A 16,402-nucleotide genomic window follows, 5' to 3' on the forward strand; every position below is an offset into this window, starting at 1 on the left:
CCATGAATGATTTACAGATCGACGACATTAAAACCGACGAAAACGCCGCCATGGTGTTGTTGGTGGACGATCAGGCGATGATCGGCGAAGCCGTGCGCCGTGGGCTGTCGAACGAAGAAAACATCGACTTCCACTTCTGCTCCGACCCGCACATGGCCATCGCCCAAGCGGTGCGGATCAAGCCGACGGTGATTCTGCAGGACCTGGTGATGCCCGGCCTCGATGGCCTGAGTCTGGTGCGCGAGTACCGCAATCACCCGGCGACCAAAGACATCCCGATCATCGTCCTGTCGACCAAGGAAGACCCGCTGATCAAGAGCGCGGCGTTCTCGGCCGGGGCCAACGATTATCTGGTGAAGCTGCCGGACACCATCGAACTGGTGGCGCGCATCCGTTATCACTCGCGCTCCTACATGACCCTGCTGCAACGCGATGCGGCTTATCGCGCGCTGCGGGTCAGCCAGCAGCAGTTGCTCGACACCAACCTGGTGCTCCAACGCCTGATGAACTCCGATGGCCTGACCGGGCTGTCGAACCGCCGGCATTTCGACGAGTATCTGGAACTGGAATGGCGCCGTTCGTTGCGCGATCAGAGCCAGTTGTCGTTGCTGATGATCGATGTCGATTACTTCAAGTCGTACAACGACACCTTTGGCCACGTCGAAGGCGACGAGGCGCTGCGCAAGGTCGCGGCGGCCATTCGTGACGCCAGCGCCCGACCATCGGATCTGCCGGCGCGCTATGGCGGTGAAGAATTTGCCCTGGTGCTGCCGAATACCTCGCCGGGTGGCGCGCGGCTGGTGGCGGAAAAGCTGCGCCAGACCGTAGCCGCCCTGAAAATTCCGCACAACACCCCGGACGACGGGGCGAGCCTGACCATCAGCATTGGCCTGGCGACCATGGTGCCGCAGGCGGGCAGTGATTGCCGGCTGCTGATCTCGGCGGCGGATCGCGGGTTGTACAAGGCGAAAAACAGCGGACGCAACCAGGTGGGTATCGAATAGATCTGCTGGACGATGCAAATCCCCTGTGGGAGCGGGCTTGCTCGCGAATTCGGCGTGTCATTCAGCATTGATGTCGACTGACACGCCGCCTTCGCGAGCAAGCCCGCTCCCACATTTGAAATGCGTCGAGTCAATGTCAAGCGATTCGCCCCCGGACCCGCCAGACGGGCTGCCGTGACAGTCTGATTACGTTATACTCGCCGGCTTTCAAAAGTTCGCCAACGAGTGCTGCCCGTCATGGAAATCAACCCGATCCTGAACACCATCAAGGACCTGTCCGAGCGCTCCGAAACTATTCGGGGGTATCTTTGACTACGATCAAAAGCATGAGCGTCTGATCGAAGTCAATCGCGAGCTTGAAGATCCTGCAGTCTGGAACAAACCTGAATACGCCCAGGAACTGGGCCGCGAGCGCGCTGCGCTGGCGCAGATCGTCGACACCCTCGACGAACTGAACGGCGGCCTGGCCGATTGCCGCGAGCTGCTGGACATGGCTGTCGAAGAGAATGACGAAGGCGCGGTCAACGACGTCGTCGAAGTCCTGCAAGGCCTCGAAGAGTCGCTGTCCAAGCTCGAATTCCGCCGCATGTTCAGCCACGAGATGGACCCGAACAACGCCTACCTGGACATCCAGGCCGGCTCCGGCGGTACCGAAGCGCAGGACTGGGCCAACATCCTGCTGCGCATGTACCTGCGCTGGGCTGACAAGCGCGGTTTCGAAGCGACCATCATGGAACTGTCGGCCGGTGAAGTCGCCGGTATCAAAGGTGCGACCGTGCACATCAAGGGCGAATACGCCTTTGGCTGGCTGCGTACCGAGATCGGCGTGCACCGTCTGGTGCGCAAGAGCCCGTTCGACTCCGGCAACCGTCGCCACACCTCGTTCTCGGCAGTGTTCGTCTCGCCAGAGATCGATGACAAGGTGGAAATCGAGATCAATCCGGCAGACCTGCGGATTGACACCTATCGTTCCTCCGGTGCCGGTGGTCAGCACGTAAACACCACTGACTCGGCCGTACGTATCACCCACGTACCGACCAACACCGTGGTCAGCTGCCAGAACGAACGTTCCCAGCACGCCAACAAGGACACCGCCATGAAAATGCTGCGGGCCAAGTTGTACGAGCAGGAAATGCAGAAACGCAACGCCGCGTCGCAAGCGCTGGAAGACACCAAGTCGGACATCGGCTGGGGTCACCAGATTCGCTCTTACGTGCTCGATGCGTCGCGGATCAAGGATCTGCGCACCAACATCGAACGCAGCGACTGCGACAAGGTGCTCGACGGCGACATCGACGAATACCTCGAAGCCAGCCTGAAATCGGGCCTGTAACAGACGCCGAGACAGGATCGAGCGATTCGGCTCGATCCCTGTAGGAGCCAGCCCTGCTGGCGATCCCCGGGCCGCAGGGCCCGGGGGCAACGAACCTGATGGAATACCTAAAGACATGAGCGACCAACAACTCGACCCGCAAGCCCTGCAACAGGAAGAAAACTCCCTGATCGCCCTGCGCAAGGAAAAGCTGGCTGCCGAGCGCGCCAAGGGCAACGCCTTCCCGAACGACTTCCGCCGCGAAAACTACTGCGATGCACTGCAGAAACAGTACGCGGACAAGACCAAGGAAGAGCTGGCCGAGGCTGCAATTCCGGTCAAGGTTGCCGGTCGCATCATGCTCAACCGTGGCTCGTTCATGGTGATCCAGGACATGACCGGGCGCATCCAGGTCTACGTCAACCGTAAAACCCTGTCCGAGGAAACCCTGGCCGCGGTCAAGACCTGGGACATGGGCGACATCATTGCCGCCGAAGGTACCCTGGCGCGTTCCGGCAAGGGCGACCTGTACGTCGAAATGACCAACGTGCGCCTGCTGACCAAGTCGCTGCGCCCGCTGCCGGACAAGCACCACGGCCTGACCGACACCGAACAGCGCTACCGTCAGCGTTACGTTGACCTGATCGTCAACGAAGACGTGCGCCAGACATTCCGCGTGCGTTCGCAAGTGATCGCGCACATCCGCAGCTTCCTGATGAAGCGCGACTTCCTCGAAGTCGAAACGCCGATGCTGCAGACCATCCCGGGTGGCGCCGCGGCCAAGCCGTTCGAAACCCACCACAACGCGCTGGACATGGAAATGTTCCTGCGTATTGCCCCGGAGCTGTATCTGAAGCGTCTGGTGGTCGGTGGTTTCGAGAAGGTCTTTGAGATCAACCGCAACTTCCGTAACGAAGGCGTTTCGACTCGTCACAACCCTGAATTCACCATGTTGGAGTTCTATCAGGCGTACGCCGATTACGAAGACAACATGGACCTGACCGAAGAACTGTTCCGTGAACTGGCGCAACTGGTCTTGGGCAGTACCGACGTGCCGTACGGCGACAAGGTGTTCCACTTCGGCGAGCCGTTCGTCCGTCTGTCGGTGTTCGACTCGATCCTCAAGTACAACCCCGAGATCACTGCCGATGACCTGAACGACATCGACAAGGCCCGCGCCATCGCCAAGAAGGCCGGCGCCAAGGTGCTGGGCTTCGAAGGTCTGGGCAAGCTGCAGGTGATGATTTTCGAAGAGCTGGTCGAGCACAAGCTGGAGCAGCCGCACTTCATCACCCAGTACCCGTTCGAAGTGTCGCCGCTGGCCCGTCGCAATGACGACAACCCGAACGTCACCGACCGTTTCGAGCTGTTTATCGGTGGCCGTGAAATCGCCAACGCCTACTCCGAGTTGAACGACGCGGAAGACCAGGCCGAGCGTTTCATGGCGCAGGTGGCCGACAAGGACGCCGGCGACGACGAAGCCATGCACTACGACGCTGACTTCGTGCGTGCGCTGGAGTACGGCATGCCGCCAACCGCCGGCGAAGGGATCGGCATCGACCGCCTGGTGATGTTGCTGACCAACTCGCCGTCGATCCGCGATGTGATCCTGTTCCCGCACATGCGGCCACAAGCGTAAGTGTTTCAATAAAAAAGCCGCCTGCAATGGGCGGCTTTTTATTGCCTGTCTGGTACAAACGTATCAAATGGTTAATTTTGAAGAAAACAACAGAGGTATGCCTGTCGTGATCGGTGCAATGGCTCAAGAGGGTGCAGCGGGTATCGCCACTGCGGTCGCTGAAAGTGTTCAGTACCAGGGTCGCAAGGCCAGCCGGCAGGGCAGTGAGCAGCGGCGTCAGGACATTCTCGACGCGGCGATGCGCATTGTCGTGCGTGACGGAGTACGCGCGGTACGCCACCGGGCCGTGGCCGCCGAGGCCGGCGTGCCGCTGTCGGCCACCACTTATTACTTCAAGGACATCGATGACCTGCTCACCGATACCTTCGCCCAGTACGTCGAACGCAGTGCGGCCTACATGGCCAAGCTGTGGATCAACAACGAAGGCCTGCTGCGCGAGATGGTGGTCAGCGGCGACGGCAGCCCCGAGTCGCGCTCGCAACTGGCGGACGATATTGCGCGGCTGATGGCCGACTATGTGCACCGGCAACTGGTCAATCGGCGTGAACATCTGATGGCCGAGCAGGCGTTCCGTCAGGAAGCGCTGCTCAACCCGCGGCTGGCGGATCTGGTGCGCTCCCACCAACAGATTCTGCTGCAGGGCACCTGCCAGTTGTTCCAGGTCCTGGGCTCGCGCGAGCCGCAGCAGGATGCCAAGGTGTTGACGGCGATCATCGGACGGATGGAGTATCAGGGCCTGCTCAATGAAGCCGAGCCTTTGGCCGAACAGGACATGCTCGGGATTCTGACGCGGTATATGCATCTGGTACTGGCATCTGCGTAATTCGCTGTTGCTTCACCCTGTGGGAGCGGGCTTGCTCGCGAATGCGGTCTGACATTCAACTTCTTTGTTGCCTGACACGCCGCTTTCGCGAGCAAGCCCGCTCCCACAGGGTAATGGGGTGATGCACAGGGCCGTGTGTTCATAGGGAGTATTGAATGAAAGCCTGGCGTGGCGTGCTGATCGCCTTGTCGTTCCTGCTGCTCAGCGGTTGTCTGGTGACCTTCAAGGATCCGCTGCCCGCCCATGAACCGGCGCCCAAGGGCCTGCTGGGCAAGTGGTCGAGCACCAATGCCTGGGGCGAGCCGATGAACCTTGAGCTGACTCGCGTCGGCACCGATCGCTATCAGGCCGTCACATGGTTCAAGGCCCGCCCCCACGAGCGTGAGGCCTATCCGTTCAGCGTGTCGCGCCATGGCAGTCGCTGGTATCTGTCGGCGAAGGTCCCGGCGCGTTACGGCGGGCAGTACACCATTGCCGGTTTTGAGTTGACCGACAAACACGAGCTGGTGCTGTACAACCTCGACCTCGAGCAGATCAATCAGGCGATCAAACAGCAAGCCCTCGACGGCCACGCCTTCCAGACCGACGACGATGGCGACGGCGTGCAAGTCGACAGCAGCCTCGACAAGGTCTTTGCTTACCTCGACGATCCGGCCAATTCCGATGTATTCGTTGAAGCCGCGCGCTATCAGCGCCAGGCCCGCGCCAAATAATTCAGCTTTCGACAGGAGTTTTAGGTGGACGATTACCAGCAGACGATACGCACGCTGTCCGATCGCATTGTGCTGGCGCAGACGCCGATCCGCGTCCTCGATGCGGTGAAGTGGGACGAGAACATCCGCAAGGGCTTTCTCAAGGCCAAGGGCAAGGAAATGCCGGCGGTGGATCGCGACTACTACCTCAATCGGCCACTGAGTTTCGATTCGAGCAAGGTCAAACTCGAGTTCCAGAACATCGAGCGCGACATCACCCGCCAGCTCGGCCAGTTCAACCCGGTCGGGCAGATCATGCGGCGCATGTGCAAGGAATACCGCATGGTGGTGCGCATGCTCGAGGCGCGCGGCACCGAGGACTTCGGCCTGATCTCGCAGGAACTGTACGGCGCCGCCTCCGACGCGTTCCACGCCGGCGACCCGACCCTGGCTGACCTCGGCCTGATGATGTCCGACTACCTGAACAACATCGATGGCCGCGGTGATCTGAAGGACGAACCGAAGATTCTCACCGCCAAGGACGCCGTGCACCTGCTGCAGACGCGCTTGAACAAGGTGTTCGGCGAGGCCGAGGAAACCATCCGCGTGTTCGAGTCCGACGGCATCGTCGCCGACGCGGCGGCGGGCGCCGACTACATCAAGATCCGCACCGACGCGTTGTTCAATGACCGCGACGTGCGCGCGCTGGAAGTCCACGAAGGCCTGGTGCATGTGGGCACCACGCTCAACGGTTTGAACCAGCCGATCTGCACCTTCCTGTCCAAAGGCCCGCCCTCGTCGACGGTGACCCAGGAAGGCCTGGCGATCCTGATGGAAATTATCACCTTCGCCTCCTACCCGAGCCGCTTGCGCAAACTGACCAACCGTACTCGCGCGATCCACATGGTCGAGGAGGGCGCGGACTTTTTGCAGGTGTTCGAGTTCTTCCGCGAGCAGGGTTTCGAAATGGCCGAAAGCTACGGCAACGCCAGCCGGGTGTTCCGTGGCTCGACGCCGACCGGTCTGCCATTCACCAAAGACTTGTCCTACCTCAAGGGCTTTATCATGGTTTACAACTACATTCAGTTGGCCGTGCGCAAGGGCAAGCTTGAGCAGGTGCCGCTGCTGTTCTGCGGCAAGACCACGCTGGAGGACATGCGCACCTTGCGGCAATTGGTCGACGAAGGCCTGGTGGTGCCACCGAAGTATCTGCCGGAACAATTCCGCGACATGAACGCGCTGTCGGCGTGGATGTGCTTCTCCAACTTCCTCAATCATTTGAGCCTGGACCGGATCGAGGCGGATTACTCCAATATCCTCTAGCCAACACGCACACAATCCCTGTGGGAGCTGGCTTGCCAGCGATTGCTTTCTGTCAATCGATATTGATGTTGGCTGAGCCGCCGCCATCGCTGGCAAGCCAGCTCCCACAGGGTGCTTTATTGCCACAATTATTGCGTTCCAACCCGAATTTTCTGCGAGGTTTCACCGGATGAGAATCCTCGGCATTTTTTGCCTGCTCCTGACCCTTGGCGGTTGCAGTTCGCTGTTGTTCTACCCCGAACCCGGCCAGGTCTTCACCCCGGAAAAAGCCAAGCTCGAGTACCGCACCGTCACCCTGACCACCGCCGATGGCCTCAAGCTGAATGCCTGGTGGCTGCCGGCCAAACCCGGCGTTGCGGTCAAAGGCACGGTGCTGCACTTGCACGGCAACGGCGGTAATTTGCCGATGCATCTGGGCGGCAGTTGGTGGTTGCCGAAAAACGGCTATCAGGTGCTGCTGGTGGATTATCGCGGGTACGGTTTGTCCGAGGGTGAGCCGAGTTTGCCGGCGATCTATCAGGACATCGACGCCGCGTTCGCCTGGCTGGACCAAGCGCCCGAGGTCAAAGGCAAACCGCTGGTCCTGCTCGGCCAGAGCCTTGGCGGCTCGATGGCGGTGCATTGGCTGGTGCAGCATCCGGAGCGGCAGAAGCAACTCAAGGCCCTGGTGCTCGACGGTGTGCCCGCCAGTTACCGCAGCGTCGGCCAATATGCGCTCAGCACTTCATGGCTGACCTGGCCGTTGCAGGTGCCGTTGTCGTGGCTGGTGCCGGACGGCGACAGTGCGATCAACTCGATGCCGCAGCTCAAAGGCGTGCCGAAACTGATCTTCCACAGCATCGACGACCCGCTGGTGCCGATGGTCAATGGCATCCGCCTGTATCAGGCGGCGCCGCCACCGCGCGTGCTGCAGTTGACTCGCGGTGGTCACGTGCAGACCTTCGGCGACCCGGTCTGGCGGCAAGTGATGCTGCGTTATCTGGAAGACCCCGAACATTTCAACGGCCTGCGCCGCCTCGGCGAGATCCCGAATTATCCGCAAGCCCCGAATTCTGAAGATGAGAGTCCGCAATGAGTGAAGAACGTAACGCCATCCCGCTGATCATCACCGGTATCTGCAGCATCCTCGGCACCGTCGGGGCGCTGTGGTACTACGGCTACCTGCACTTCGCCAAACCCGAGGACGCGCTGCTGCTCAACGAATTCACCATGCTCAAGACCGTACCGGGCGAAGACTACAAGGTCTCGCTGGACCCGGCGCCGCAAGTGGCGCAGTGCATCGATGGCGTGCTGGTGTTGTTCGACACCGAGCAGAAAGGCCTGACTGGCGTGCTGATCAACGCGCAGAAAAAAGCCGTGCGCTGCATGGGCCAGGAAACCCCGCAGAAGCTGGAAGAGTGATTCTGCAGGACAAGCCCTCACCCTAACCCTCTCCCAAGGGGAGAGGGGACTGACCGAGTTGTCTTGCGGCACACATCGACCTGAAAGGTCGCGTCGATTATGGATTCAGTGAGGAAATATCAGGTCGGTCCATTCTCAAATATCCCCCAATCGGCTCCCTCTCCCTTGGGAGAGGGCTGGGGTGAGGGGCTGCGATGTCGGCGACCCCACCCATTCCAAACCGAACACTACAAACGCAAAAGCCCCGCCTGATCACTCAGGCGGGGCTTTCGCGTTACCGCGTGCAGCTTAGTTCGAGCTGACCGCCGAACGTGGCACTACTGGCTGGTTGTCGTTGGAAATGGTCACTTCCACACGACGGTTCATTGCACGGCCCGACACGCTGCTATTGTCAGCAACCGGGTACTCTTTACCGTAACCCTGAACCACGATGCGCGAAGGATCTACGCCCATCTTGACCAGTGCAACCTGTACCGAAGTCGCGCGACGCTCGGACAGCGACTGGTTGTACGCAGCGCTGCCGGTGCTGTCGGTGTAACCCTCGACGATCACTTTACGATCCGGGTTTTCCTGGAGGAACTGCGCCAGTTTGTTGATGTTCACCAGACCGCTGGATTTCAGGTCAGCCTTGTTAGTGGCGAACAGCACATCACCGAAAGTCACCAGCGTACCGCGATCGGTCTGCTTGGCGTTCAGGCTCTGCTGCAGTTGTTTGATCTGCTGATCGCGAGCGTCCAGACGCGCCTGGGCACGTTGTGCGGCAGCGTTCTTCAGGTTGTTTTCAGCGGTGCGCAGGGCGATGGTCTGCTTGGCCACTTCGACGCGCTGATTGGTCAGGTAGGCCAGTTGGTCAACCTTGGCCGCATCTTCTTTGTCCAGGTAAGCCTTGTCGGCCTTGTCCAGGTAATCGCTGGCGTCCTTGGTTTCCAGGGCAGCCACTTTGCTGGCCTGTGGGTTGGCCTGCAGGCCGGCGTAGTTGGTGCGCGCCTGTTCCAGATTCGGGTTAGGCGGAGTGGAGCAGGCAGCCAGGGCAACGCTTGCAGCCAGGAGAGCGGGGATCATCAGTTGCTTACGCATAATTTTCGTCCTTTCTATCGATAAGAGTTTCAGCTTTGCAATCGGGATGCGCGCTTACTGCACGGTGCGCTGACTTTCCTGACGCAGTTCCTGAACACCTTTCTGGGAATCCTTCAGAGCCTGTTCGGCCTTGGCAGCCTGAGCCTTGCGTTCTGCGACACGAGCGTCCCACTCAGCCTGTTCGGCGAGGGTGCGTGCGCGTTCATACTTCTTGTCGTGCATGGCGATTTCAGCTTCTTTGAGCTTGTCTTGCGCCTGCTTCATTTCCACTGCAGCGAACTCGGTACCGCCTGCGCTCACGGCGCTGTTGACGGCCGATTGGGTCACGGCGTACTGCTCGGTCGGCGGGTTACCGGCGCAACCGGCCAGAACGAAGCTGGTACCGATGGCCAGAGCAGCCAGTTTCAGACCGCGCAGGTGAGAGAACGAGGTTTGGGTCTTCATGGTCTTCAACTCCATTGTTTAACTCCTGAAAAAACCGAAAATCCATCCTGGTGAGGAGCCGCGAGCGTCAGGTGAAAAGGCGTTTTTGAAACGCTCGTTCCAGGCGTGGTTACAGCTTCCGACCGGCGGCGTTTTTCAAAAGTTCAGAAAAGATGGCCCATCGCCAAAATTTTTTTTGACCAAACGGACAAGGCTCTAGAGCGGGAACTTTGGGGGCGGGGAGGGGTACGCGCGGGCGAAAAAGTGTGGAATTAGTGCGCAGCATTGAAGGGGGAGCACAGTCCCTGTGGGAGCTGGCTTGCCAGCGATGAGGCCACCAAATTCAACCCGTATGTGCCTGAACTGACGTCATCGCGGGCAAGCCCGCTCCCACAGGTTTTTGTGTTGTCTGATTCAGTGTTTCTGTTTACCGGCAGCTACCGACAGATCCTGCAGATGCCGCCGCGACAGCGCCAGAAAGCGCGGGGTCGGGCCGACGTCTTCGTACAGTGGATCGCCTTCTTCATCGGTGGCGACCACGGTCGAACCCTTCACATACGGCAGGCTCGCCTCGAACTCTTCGAGCGCGGCGCCGATCAGTTCGCCGAGCAGTTCTTCGGGGTGGCGTTTGGGGTACATCTCGGCAATCGCCGCCAGCCGCGCGGCGGCTTCGACGTCCAGATGAATCGTGTAGCCGGTATCGGTCAGGCGACCTTTGGCGTTTTCTTCCCAGTGCTGGGCGAGTTCACGGATTTTCATGATGACCTCATGTCGTGCCTGCTCGTGGCAGGATCGGTTGAGTGTCCGGCGGGGCCGGCGGCCAGCCGTTGTACGGCTTACTGTTGAGACTAGCTTCTGGGCGCAAGGTTTAAAGTCCCTTCGTCGTCTGCTTGTAAGAAGCGCCGTAGAGCGGCACTCTCTGGGCAAAGCATTCGTTTCTGCGCCGTCCCGATTACCGCTGGAGAACTGCTGATGACCGATATTGATGCACGCTTGCGCGAGGATGTTCACCTGCTGGGTGAGCTGTTGGGCAATACCATCCGTGACCAGTACGGCGAGGAATTTCTCGACAAGATCGAGCAGATTCGCAAGGGCGCCAAGGCCGATCGACGCGGTTCGATGGACGCTGAACTGAGCGCCAGCCTCAACCAGTTGAGCGAGGACGAATTGCTCCCGGTGGCCCGCGCGTTCAACCAGTTCCTCAACCTGGCGAACATCGCCGAGCAGTATCAGTTGATTCATCGCCGCGAAGAGTCGCAGCCGGCGCCTTTCGAGTCCCGCGTGCTGCCGGAACTGCTCGCCCGCCTGCGCAACGAAGGCCACAGCGCCGAATCCCTGGCCCGGCAACTGGCGCGTCTGGAAATCGAGCTGGTACTCACCGCGCACCCCACCGAAGTGGCGCGGCGCACGCTGATCCAGAAGTACGACGCGATTGCCGCGCAACTCGCCGCGCAGGATCATCGCGACCTGACCAGCGCCGAACGCGAACAGATCCACAACACGCTGCAACGACTGATCGCCGAAGCCTGGCACACCGAAGAAATCCGTCGTACACGGCCGACCCCGGTTGACGAAGCCAAGTGGGGTTTCGCGGTGATCGAACATTCGCTGTGGCAAGCGATCCCCAACCATATGCGCAAGGCCGACAAGGCGTTGTTCGAAGCGACCGGCCTGCGTCTGCCGCTGGAAGCCGCGCCGATCCGCTTCGCCTCGTGGATGGGCGGCGACCGTGACGGCAACCCCAATGTCACTGCTGCCGTGACCCGCGAAGTATTGCTGCTGGCGCGCTGGATGGCCGCCGACCTGTACCTGCGCGATGTCGATCATCTGGCTGCCGAATTGTCGATGCAGCAGGCCAGCGATGCGCTCAAGGCCCGCGCCGGGGACAGCGCCGAGCCTTATCGCGCGGTGCTCAAGCAACTGCGTGAACGCCTGCGCGCCACGCGCAACTGGGCGCATGCGTCGCTGACGGCGAGCACGCCGGCCCCCGCCGATGTGCTGCACAACAACCGCGACCTGCTCGATCCGCTGGAGCTGTGTTTCAACTCGCTGCACGAGTGCGGCATGGGCGTGATTGCCGACGGGCCGTTGCTCGATTGCCTGCGCCGCGCGGTGACCTTCGGCCTGTTCCTGGTGCGCCTCGATGTGCGTCAGGATTCGACCCGGCACAGCTCGGCGATGACGGAAATCACCGATTACCTTGGCCTCGGTCGCTATGAAGACTGGGACGAAGAACAACGCATCAGCTTCCTCACCCGCGAATTGAGCAATCGGCGACCCTTGCTGCCGGCACATTTCAAACCGTCCGCCGACACCGCCGAAGTGCTCGCCACCTGCAAGGAAATCGCCGCTGCACCGAGCGCTTCGCTGGGTTCGTACGTGATCTCGATGGCGGGCGCCGCTTCCGACGTGCTGGCCGTGCAATTGTTGCTGAAAGAGTCCGGCGTACTACGGCCGATGCGCGTGGTACCGTTGTTCGAAACCCTCGCCGACCTCGATAATGCCGGGCCGGTGATGGAGCGCCTGTTGCTGCTGCCGGGTTATCGCGCACGCCTGCAAGGCCCGCAGGAAGTGATGATCGGCTATTCCGACTCGGCCAAAGACGCCGGCACCACTGCAGCGGCGTGGGCGCAATATCGCGCGCAGGAACGCTTGGTGGAAATCTGCCGTGAACAGCAAGTCGAACTGCTGCTGTTCCACGGTCGCGGCGGCACCGTGGGCCGTGGCGGCGGTCCGGCGCACGCGGCGATCCTGTCGCAGCCGCCGGGGTCTGTGGCGGGGCGTTTCCGTACCACCGAGCAGGGCGAAATGATTCGTTTCAAATTCGGCCTGCCGGACATCGCCGAGCAGAACCTCAATCTGTATCTGGCCGCTGTGCTTGAAGCGACGTTGTTGCCACCACCGCCACCGACTCCCGAGTGGCGGCACCTGATGGATGAACTGGCAGCGGACGGGGTTGCCGCGTATCGCGCGGTGGTGCGGGAGAATCCGCAGTTCGTCGAGTACTTCCGCCAGTCCACACCGGAGCAGGAGCTGGGACGCCTGCCGCTTGGAAGCCGTCCGGCCAAGCGCCGTGCCGGTGGCATCGAGAGTCTGCGGGCGATTCCGTGGATTTTCGGCTGGACCCAGACCCGTCTGATGCTGCCCGCCTGGCTCGGCTGGGAGCGCGCATTGAGCAATGCTCTGGCGCGCGGCGAGGGCGAACTGCTCGGGCAGATGCGTGAACAGTGGCCGTTCTTCCGCACGCGCATCGACATGCTGGAAATGGTCCTGGCCAAGGCCGACGCCGACATTGCGCTGTCTTACGATCAGCGTCTGGTCGAGCCGGAGTTGCTGCCATTGGGCGCGCAGTTACGCGACCTATTGTCGCAGGCATGCACGGTGGTGCTCGGCTTGACCGGCCAGTCGCAGCTGCTGGCACATAGCCCGGACACCCTCGAATTCATCCGTTTGCGCAACACCTACCTCGACCCGCTTCATCTATTGCAGGCCGAGCTATTGGCGCGTTCGCGGCAGCAGGATGTCGAGCAGGGCAGCCCGGTCGAGCAGGCGCTGCTGGTGTCTGTGGCGGGGATCGCCGCCGGTTTGCGCAATACCGGCTAAGGTTTTAACGCGGGCGTCAGGCACCCGGTGCACAGGCCGGGTGCCGCTTTGTACACAGGCGGAACGTGCGGGCAGGCGACAGTTAATGACGGGGTTGCGACTTGGCTTACCGCGGCGCAAGGTCGCGGCGGGCGCCGGTTTCTCCGACTTTTGGCGTCTTGTGTGGGCGCAGCCTGCTGTGTATCTTGATCAGCCTTTGGCCGTTTGTGCGGCCACGACCCGTTTTTTCGAGATTGGCCCCAAGCGGCGAATCCGTTGTTTTCTATATAAAAAATTGAGGAGCACATCGATGCGCGTCATTCTGCTGGGAGCTCCCGGGGCCGGTAAAGGTACTCAGGCTAAGTTCATCACCGAGAAATTCGGCATTCCGCAAATCTCCACCGGCGACATGCTGCGTGCCGCGGTCAAGGCCGGCACCCCACTGGGCGTTCAAGCCAAGAGCATCATGGATGCCGGCGGCCTGGTGTCGGATGACCTGATCATCGCGCTGGTCAAAGACCGTATTGCTCAAGCCGATTGCGCCAAAGGTTTCCTGTTCGACGGTTTCCCACGCACCATTCCGCAAGCCGAAGCGCTGGTGACTGCCGGTGTCGAGCTGGACGCTGTGGTTGAAATCGCCGTTGAAGACGAAGAAATCGTTCAGCGTATCGCCGGTCGCCGCGTTCACGAGGCCAGCGGCCGCGTTTACCACATCGTCTACAACCCGCCGAAAGTGGCCGGCAAAGACGACATCACTGGCGATGAGCTGGTGCAGCGCAAGGACGACACCGAAGAAACCGTGCGTCATCGCCTGTCGGTCTACCATTCGCAGACCAAGCCGCTGGTGGAGTTCTACCAGAACCTGTCCGCCAAGAATGGCGGCAAGCCGAAGTACAGCCACATCCCGGGCGTTGGTTCGGTCGAAGCGATCACCGCCAAGGTGCTCGAAGCCCTCAGCTGAAAAAGCTGATCCGCTGCTTCATCCACGGCCCGCTTGCGGGCCGTAGTTGTTTATACTGACGGCCCTTTTTCTCTCACCTGTTTTGGATACATCGATGAGCACCTTGCTGGCCCTGGACACCGCGACCGAAGCTTGCTCCGTTGCCTTGCTGCATGACGGCAAGATCACCAGCCATTACGAGGTGATCCCGCGTCTGCACGCGCAGAAGCTGCTGCCGATGATCCAGCAACTGCTGGCCGATGCCGGGACCACGCTGCAAGCGGTGGACGCCATTGCCTTCGGTCGTGGCCCGGGCGCGTTTACCGGGGTGCGGATCGCCATCGGCGTGGTGCAGGGCCTGGCGTTTGCCCTGGATCGTCCGGTACTGCCGGTGTCGAACCTGGCGGTGCTGGCCCAGCGTGCGTATCGCGAACACGGCGTGAGTCAGGTCGCGGCGGCCATCGATGCGCGGATGGATGAAGTGTATTGGGGCTGCTACCGCGAGACGGCTGGCGAGATGCGCCTGATCGGCGCCGAAGCGGTGTTGCCACCGGAAGTCGCGGCGCTGCCGGCCGATGCCAGTGGCGACTGGTTCGGTGCCGGTACTGGCTGGGGTTATGGCGAGCGGATCGCGGTCAGTCTGTCCGGTCAGGACGCCGGCATGCTGCCTCACGCCGAAGACCTGCTGACCCTGGCGCGGTTTGCCTGGGAGCGCGGTGAAGCGATTCCGGCCGACGATGCGCAGCCAGTTTATCTGCGCGACAAGGTCGCCACGCCCAAGGCTCGCTAAGTCTTTAAAGATCGCAGCCCGCGGCAGCTCCTACAGGGATTGCACACTTATGTAGGAGCTGCCGAAGGCTGCGATCTTTTTGCTTTTGCCTGCCAATCGTCAGTTTCCCACCCAGGTTTTAAACCTTTTACGCTTTATGTGTTCTAGTTATCACTCGGCGGTTTGCTAAGTCGGTCAAGTGCCGCTAAATTGCCATCATCGATACCGAGCATGAATTTATGCGTATAGACGGCGTTTCCTCTCAGTCCTACCCAATCAAGCGCAAGCCTCGCAAAGGCAATGTGGCGCTGGATGAATCCGTCGACGATATCGACGGCGAGCTGGAATTTCCGACTGAAGAGCAACTTGCCGCCCGTGCTGCCAAAGCCTCTGCCCAACGCCTGAGCAATCTGCCTGCCCGTCAGCAAGACATGATCTATCACCGTGCGATGAAAAAGAGCGTAGCGATGGCCTTGGCCAGCTACCTGAGCACCGCCGGTTTTGTCGATTGGGATGCGGACGTGCTGGGCCTCGACCTGTACATCTGATGGCGTTGCCTTACTACCTCGGTTGCCCGTCCTGGAGCGAAAACGCCTGGCGCGAGTATCTGTATCCCGAGGACGCCAAGACCTCCGACTTCCTCAGTCTCTACTCCCAAGTGTTCAACGCCGTCGAAGGCAACACCACCTTCTACGCCAGCCCGTCGCCGGCCACCGTGCAGCGCTGGGCCGAGATCATGCCGGAACACTTTCGCTTCACCGCCAAATTCCCCGGCGACATCAGCCACAGCGGTGACCTGCGCGATCAGCTGACCGCTGCCGAAACCTTCGTGCAACTGCTCAGTCCGCTCGGCGAACGAGTCTCGCCGCTGTGGCTGCAACTGTCGAAAAGCTTTACTCCGCAGCGCCTGCCGGAGCTGACCGCGTTCATCGACTCGGTGGACCGGCCGCTGGCAGTGGAAGTGCGCAACGAGCAGTTCTTCGCCAAGGGCGAGAGCGAGCGTTTGCTCAATCGGCTGTTGCTGGAACGTGGCGTGGAGCGCATCTGCCTCGATCCGCGGGCGCTGTTCAGTTGCCTGTCGACGGAGTCCTCGGTGATCCACGCGCAATCGAAAAAACCGCGGGTGCCGACGCGGCCGGCGGCGTTTACCCAGTGCCCGCAGGTGCGCTTTATCGGCCATCCCGAACTTGAGGCCAATGACCCGTTTCTGCTGCCGTGGGTGGCGAAAATCGCCGAGTGGATCGAAGAGGGCCGCACGCCGTACATCTTCCTGCACACCGCCGACAACATCATGGCGGCGAAGCTGGCGCAACGTTTCCACGCACAATTGATGCAACGTTTGCCTGGCCTGCCATCCCTGCCTGAGCTATACAGAGAACCCGCCGCCGAGCAACTTGGCCTGCTCTGAGGCGGTTTT

General features: G+C 60.9%; 16 protein-coding genes. 13 read left to right on the forward strand and 3 right to left on the reverse strand.

Annotation, left to right across the window (positions count from 1 at the left end; translation table 11 throughout):
• Nucleotides 1-2: 2 nt before the first annotated feature.
• The 8 genes from ACXR0M_RS04995 (at nucleotide 3) to ACXR0M_RS05030 (ending at nucleotide 8,194) form a co-directional block, all read left to right on the forward strand.
• The gene (locus tag ACXR0M_RS04995) at nucleotides 3-1,004 is read left to right on the forward strand and encodes a diguanylate cyclase domain-containing protein (RefSeq protein WP_458830476.1); all 1,002 of its coding nucleotides are present in this window, start codon (nucleotides 3-5) and stop codon (nucleotides 1,002-1,004) included.
• 237 nt (nucleotides 1,005-1,241) lie between these two features.
• Nucleotides 1,242-2,337 (forward strand): peptide chain release factor 2 gene (prfB, locus tag ACXR0M_RS05000; RefSeq protein ID WP_458830478.1). Its coding sequence is split into 2 segments (ribosomal slippage): nucleotides 1,242-1,313 and nucleotides 1,315-2,337, totalling 1,095 coding nucleotides; the frame shifts between segments, so codons are not numbered across the junction.
• Between the two features lie 115 nt (nucleotides 2,338-2,452).
• Complete coding sequence (gene lysS, locus ACXR0M_RS05005; RefSeq protein ID WP_458830479.1) at nucleotides 2,453-3,955, forward strand: lysine--tRNA ligase; 1,503 nt, start codon at nucleotides 2,453-2,455, stop codon at nucleotides 3,953-3,955.
• 118 nt (nucleotides 3,956-4,073) lie between these two features.
• Nucleotides 4,074-4,778, forward strand: a complete 705-nt coding sequence (locus ACXR0M_RS05010; RefSeq protein ID WP_458830481.1) for a TetR/AcrR family transcriptional regulator — start codon at nucleotides 4,074-4,076, stop codon at nucleotides 4,776-4,778.
• Nucleotides 4,779-4,933: 155 nt separating this feature from the next.
• Nucleotides 4,934-5,491, forward strand: coding sequence for a hypothetical protein (locus ACXR0M_RS05015; RefSeq protein WP_458830483.1), 558 nt, complete (start codon nucleotides 4,934-4,936; stop codon nucleotides 5,489-5,491).
• A gap of 24 nt (nucleotides 5,492-5,515) precedes the next feature.
• Nucleotides 5,516-6,793, forward strand: coding sequence for a flavohemoglobin expression-modulating QEGLA motif protein (locus ACXR0M_RS05020; RefSeq protein WP_003222055.1), 1,278 nt, complete (start codon nucleotides 5,516-5,518; stop codon nucleotides 6,791-6,793).
• A 169-nt stretch (nucleotides 6,794-6,962) separates the two neighbouring features.
• Entirely contained in the window at nucleotides 6,963-7,868 is a 906-nt protein-coding gene (locus ACXR0M_RS05025; protein ID WP_458830486.1) for an alpha/beta hydrolase, read from the forward strand.
• The gene (locus ACXR0M_RS05030) at nucleotides 7,865-8,194 is read left to right on the forward strand and encodes a hypothetical protein (protein ID WP_458830488.1); all 330 of its coding nucleotides are present in this window, start codon (nucleotides 7,865-7,867) and stop codon (nucleotides 8,192-8,194) included. Before ACXR0M_RS05025 ends, ACXR0M_RS05030 begins: the two co-directional genes overlap by 4 nt.
• Before the next feature lie 288 nt (nucleotides 8,195-8,482).
• On the opposite strand, the gene ACXR0M_RS05035 is transcribed toward ACXR0M_RS05030, so the two are convergent.
• The 3 genes from ACXR0M_RS05035 to ACXR0M_RS05045 form a co-directional block, all read right to left on the reverse strand.
• Nucleotides 8,483-9,271, reverse strand: a complete 789-nt coding sequence (locus ACXR0M_RS05035) for an OmpA family protein (protein ID WP_458830489.1) — start codon at nucleotides 9,269-9,271, stop codon at nucleotides 8,483-8,485.
• A 54-nt stretch (nucleotides 9,272-9,325) separates the two neighbouring features.
• Complete coding sequence (locus tag ACXR0M_RS05040; protein ID WP_458830491.1) at nucleotides 9,326-9,730, reverse strand: DUF4398 domain-containing protein; 405 nt, start codon at nucleotides 9,728-9,730, stop codon at nucleotides 9,326-9,328.
• A gap of 378 nt (nucleotides 9,731-10,108) precedes the next feature.
• Nucleotides 10,109-10,453: a pilin assembly protein gene (locus tag ACXR0M_RS05045; RefSeq protein WP_458830493.1), complete on the reverse strand. Its 345-nt coding sequence runs from the start codon at nucleotides 10,451-10,453 to the stop codon at nucleotides 10,109-10,111.
• A 213-nt stretch (nucleotides 10,454-10,666) separates the two neighbouring features.
• Here ACXR0M_RS05045 and ppc point away from each other — a divergent pair, with 213 nt between their 5' ends.
• The 5 genes from ppc to ACXR0M_RS05070 all read left to right on the forward strand — a co-directional run bounded on the left by ppc (nucleotide 10,667) and on the right by ACXR0M_RS05070 (nucleotide 16,393).
• Nucleotides 10,667-13,297, forward strand: coding sequence for a phosphoenolpyruvate carboxylase (gene ppc / locus ACXR0M_RS05050; RefSeq protein WP_458830495.1), 2,631 nt, complete (start codon nucleotides 10,667-10,669; stop codon nucleotides 13,295-13,297).
• A gap of 289 nt (nucleotides 13,298-13,586) precedes the next feature.
• A complete protein-coding gene (gene adk / locus ACXR0M_RS05055; protein WP_458830497.1) occupies nucleotides 13,587-14,237 on the forward strand; it encodes an adenylate kinase in 651 nt (216 codons plus the stop codon).
• 94 nt (nucleotides 14,238-14,331) lie between these two features.
• Nucleotides 14,332-15,006 (forward strand): tRNA (adenosine(37)-N6)-threonylcarbamoyltransferase complex dimerization subunit type 1 TsaB, encoded by a 675-nt coding sequence (gene tsaB / locus ACXR0M_RS05060; protein WP_458830499.1) that lies wholly within the window; start codon nucleotides 14,332-14,334, stop codon nucleotides 15,004-15,006.
• 218 nt (nucleotides 15,007-15,224) lie between these two features.
• Entirely contained in the window at nucleotides 15,225-15,533 is a 309-nt protein-coding gene (locus ACXR0M_RS05065) for a hypothetical protein (protein WP_123465034.1), read from the forward strand.
• Nucleotides 15,533-16,393 (forward strand): DUF72 domain-containing protein, encoded by an 861-nt coding sequence (locus ACXR0M_RS05070; RefSeq protein WP_458830502.1) that lies wholly within the window; start codon nucleotides 15,533-15,535, stop codon nucleotides 16,391-16,393. Before ACXR0M_RS05065 ends, ACXR0M_RS05070 begins: the two co-directional genes overlap by 1 nt.
• Nucleotides 16,394-16,402: the final 9 nt, after the last annotated feature.

It is taken from the genome of Pseudomonas sp. Eth.TT006 (genome assembly GCF_054456575.1).

What these genes read in the sequence shown, in the direction of transcription:
- ACXR0M_RS04995 (WP_458830476.1), top strand. Translation starts at nt 3, where the DNA reads ATGAATGATTTACAGATCGACGACATTAAAACCGACGAAAACGCCGCC.
- lysS (WP_458830479.1), top strand. Translation starts at nt 2,453, where the DNA reads ATGAGCGACCAACAACTCGACCCGCAAGCCCTGCAACAGGAAGAAAAC.
- ACXR0M_RS05010 (WP_458830481.1), top strand. Translation starts at nt 4,074, where the DNA reads ATGGCTCAAGAGGGTGCAGCGGGTATCGCCACTGCGGTCGCTGAAAGT.
- ACXR0M_RS05015 (WP_458830483.1), top strand. Translation starts at nt 4,934, where the DNA reads ATGAAAGCCTGGCGTGGCGTGCTGATCGCCTTGTCGTTCCTGCTGCTC.
- ACXR0M_RS05025 (WP_458830486.1), top strand. Translation starts at nt 6,963, where the DNA reads ATGAGAATCCTCGGCATTTTTTGCCTGCTCCTGACCCTTGGCGGTTGC.
- ACXR0M_RS05030 (WP_458830488.1), top strand. Translation starts at nt 7,865, where the DNA reads ATGAGTGAAGAACGTAACGCCATCCCGCTGATCATCACCGGTATCTGC.
- ACXR0M_RS05035 (WP_458830489.1), bottom strand. Translation starts at nt 9,271, where the DNA reads ATGCGTAAGCAACTGATGATCCCCGCTCTCCTGGCTGCAAGCGTTGCC.
- ACXR0M_RS05040 (WP_458830491.1), bottom strand. Translation starts at nt 9,730, where the DNA reads ATGGAGTTGAAGACCATGAAGACCCAAACCTCGTTCTCTCACCTGCGC.
- ACXR0M_RS05045 (WP_458830493.1), bottom strand. Translation starts at nt 10,453, where the DNA reads ATGAAAATCCGTGAACTCGCCCAGCACTGGGAAGAAAACGCCAAAGGT.
- ppc (WP_458830495.1), top strand. Translation starts at nt 10,667, where the DNA reads ATGACCGATATTGATGCACGCTTGCGCGAGGATGTTCACCTGCTGGGT.
- adk (WP_458830497.1), top strand. Translation starts at nt 13,587, where the DNA reads ATGCGCGTCATTCTGCTGGGAGCTCCCGGGGCCGGTAAAGGTACTCAG.
- tsaB (WP_458830499.1), top strand. Translation starts at nt 14,332, where the DNA reads ATGAGCACCTTGCTGGCCCTGGACACCGCGACCGAAGCTTGCTCCGTT.
- ACXR0M_RS05065 (WP_123465034.1), top strand. Translation starts at nt 15,225, where the DNA reads ATGCGTATAGACGGCGTTTCCTCTCAGTCCTACCCAATCAAGCGCAAG.
- ACXR0M_RS05070 (WP_458830502.1), top strand. Translation starts at nt 15,533, where the DNA reads ATGGCGTTGCCTTACTACCTCGGTTGCCCGTCCTGGAGCGAAAACGCC.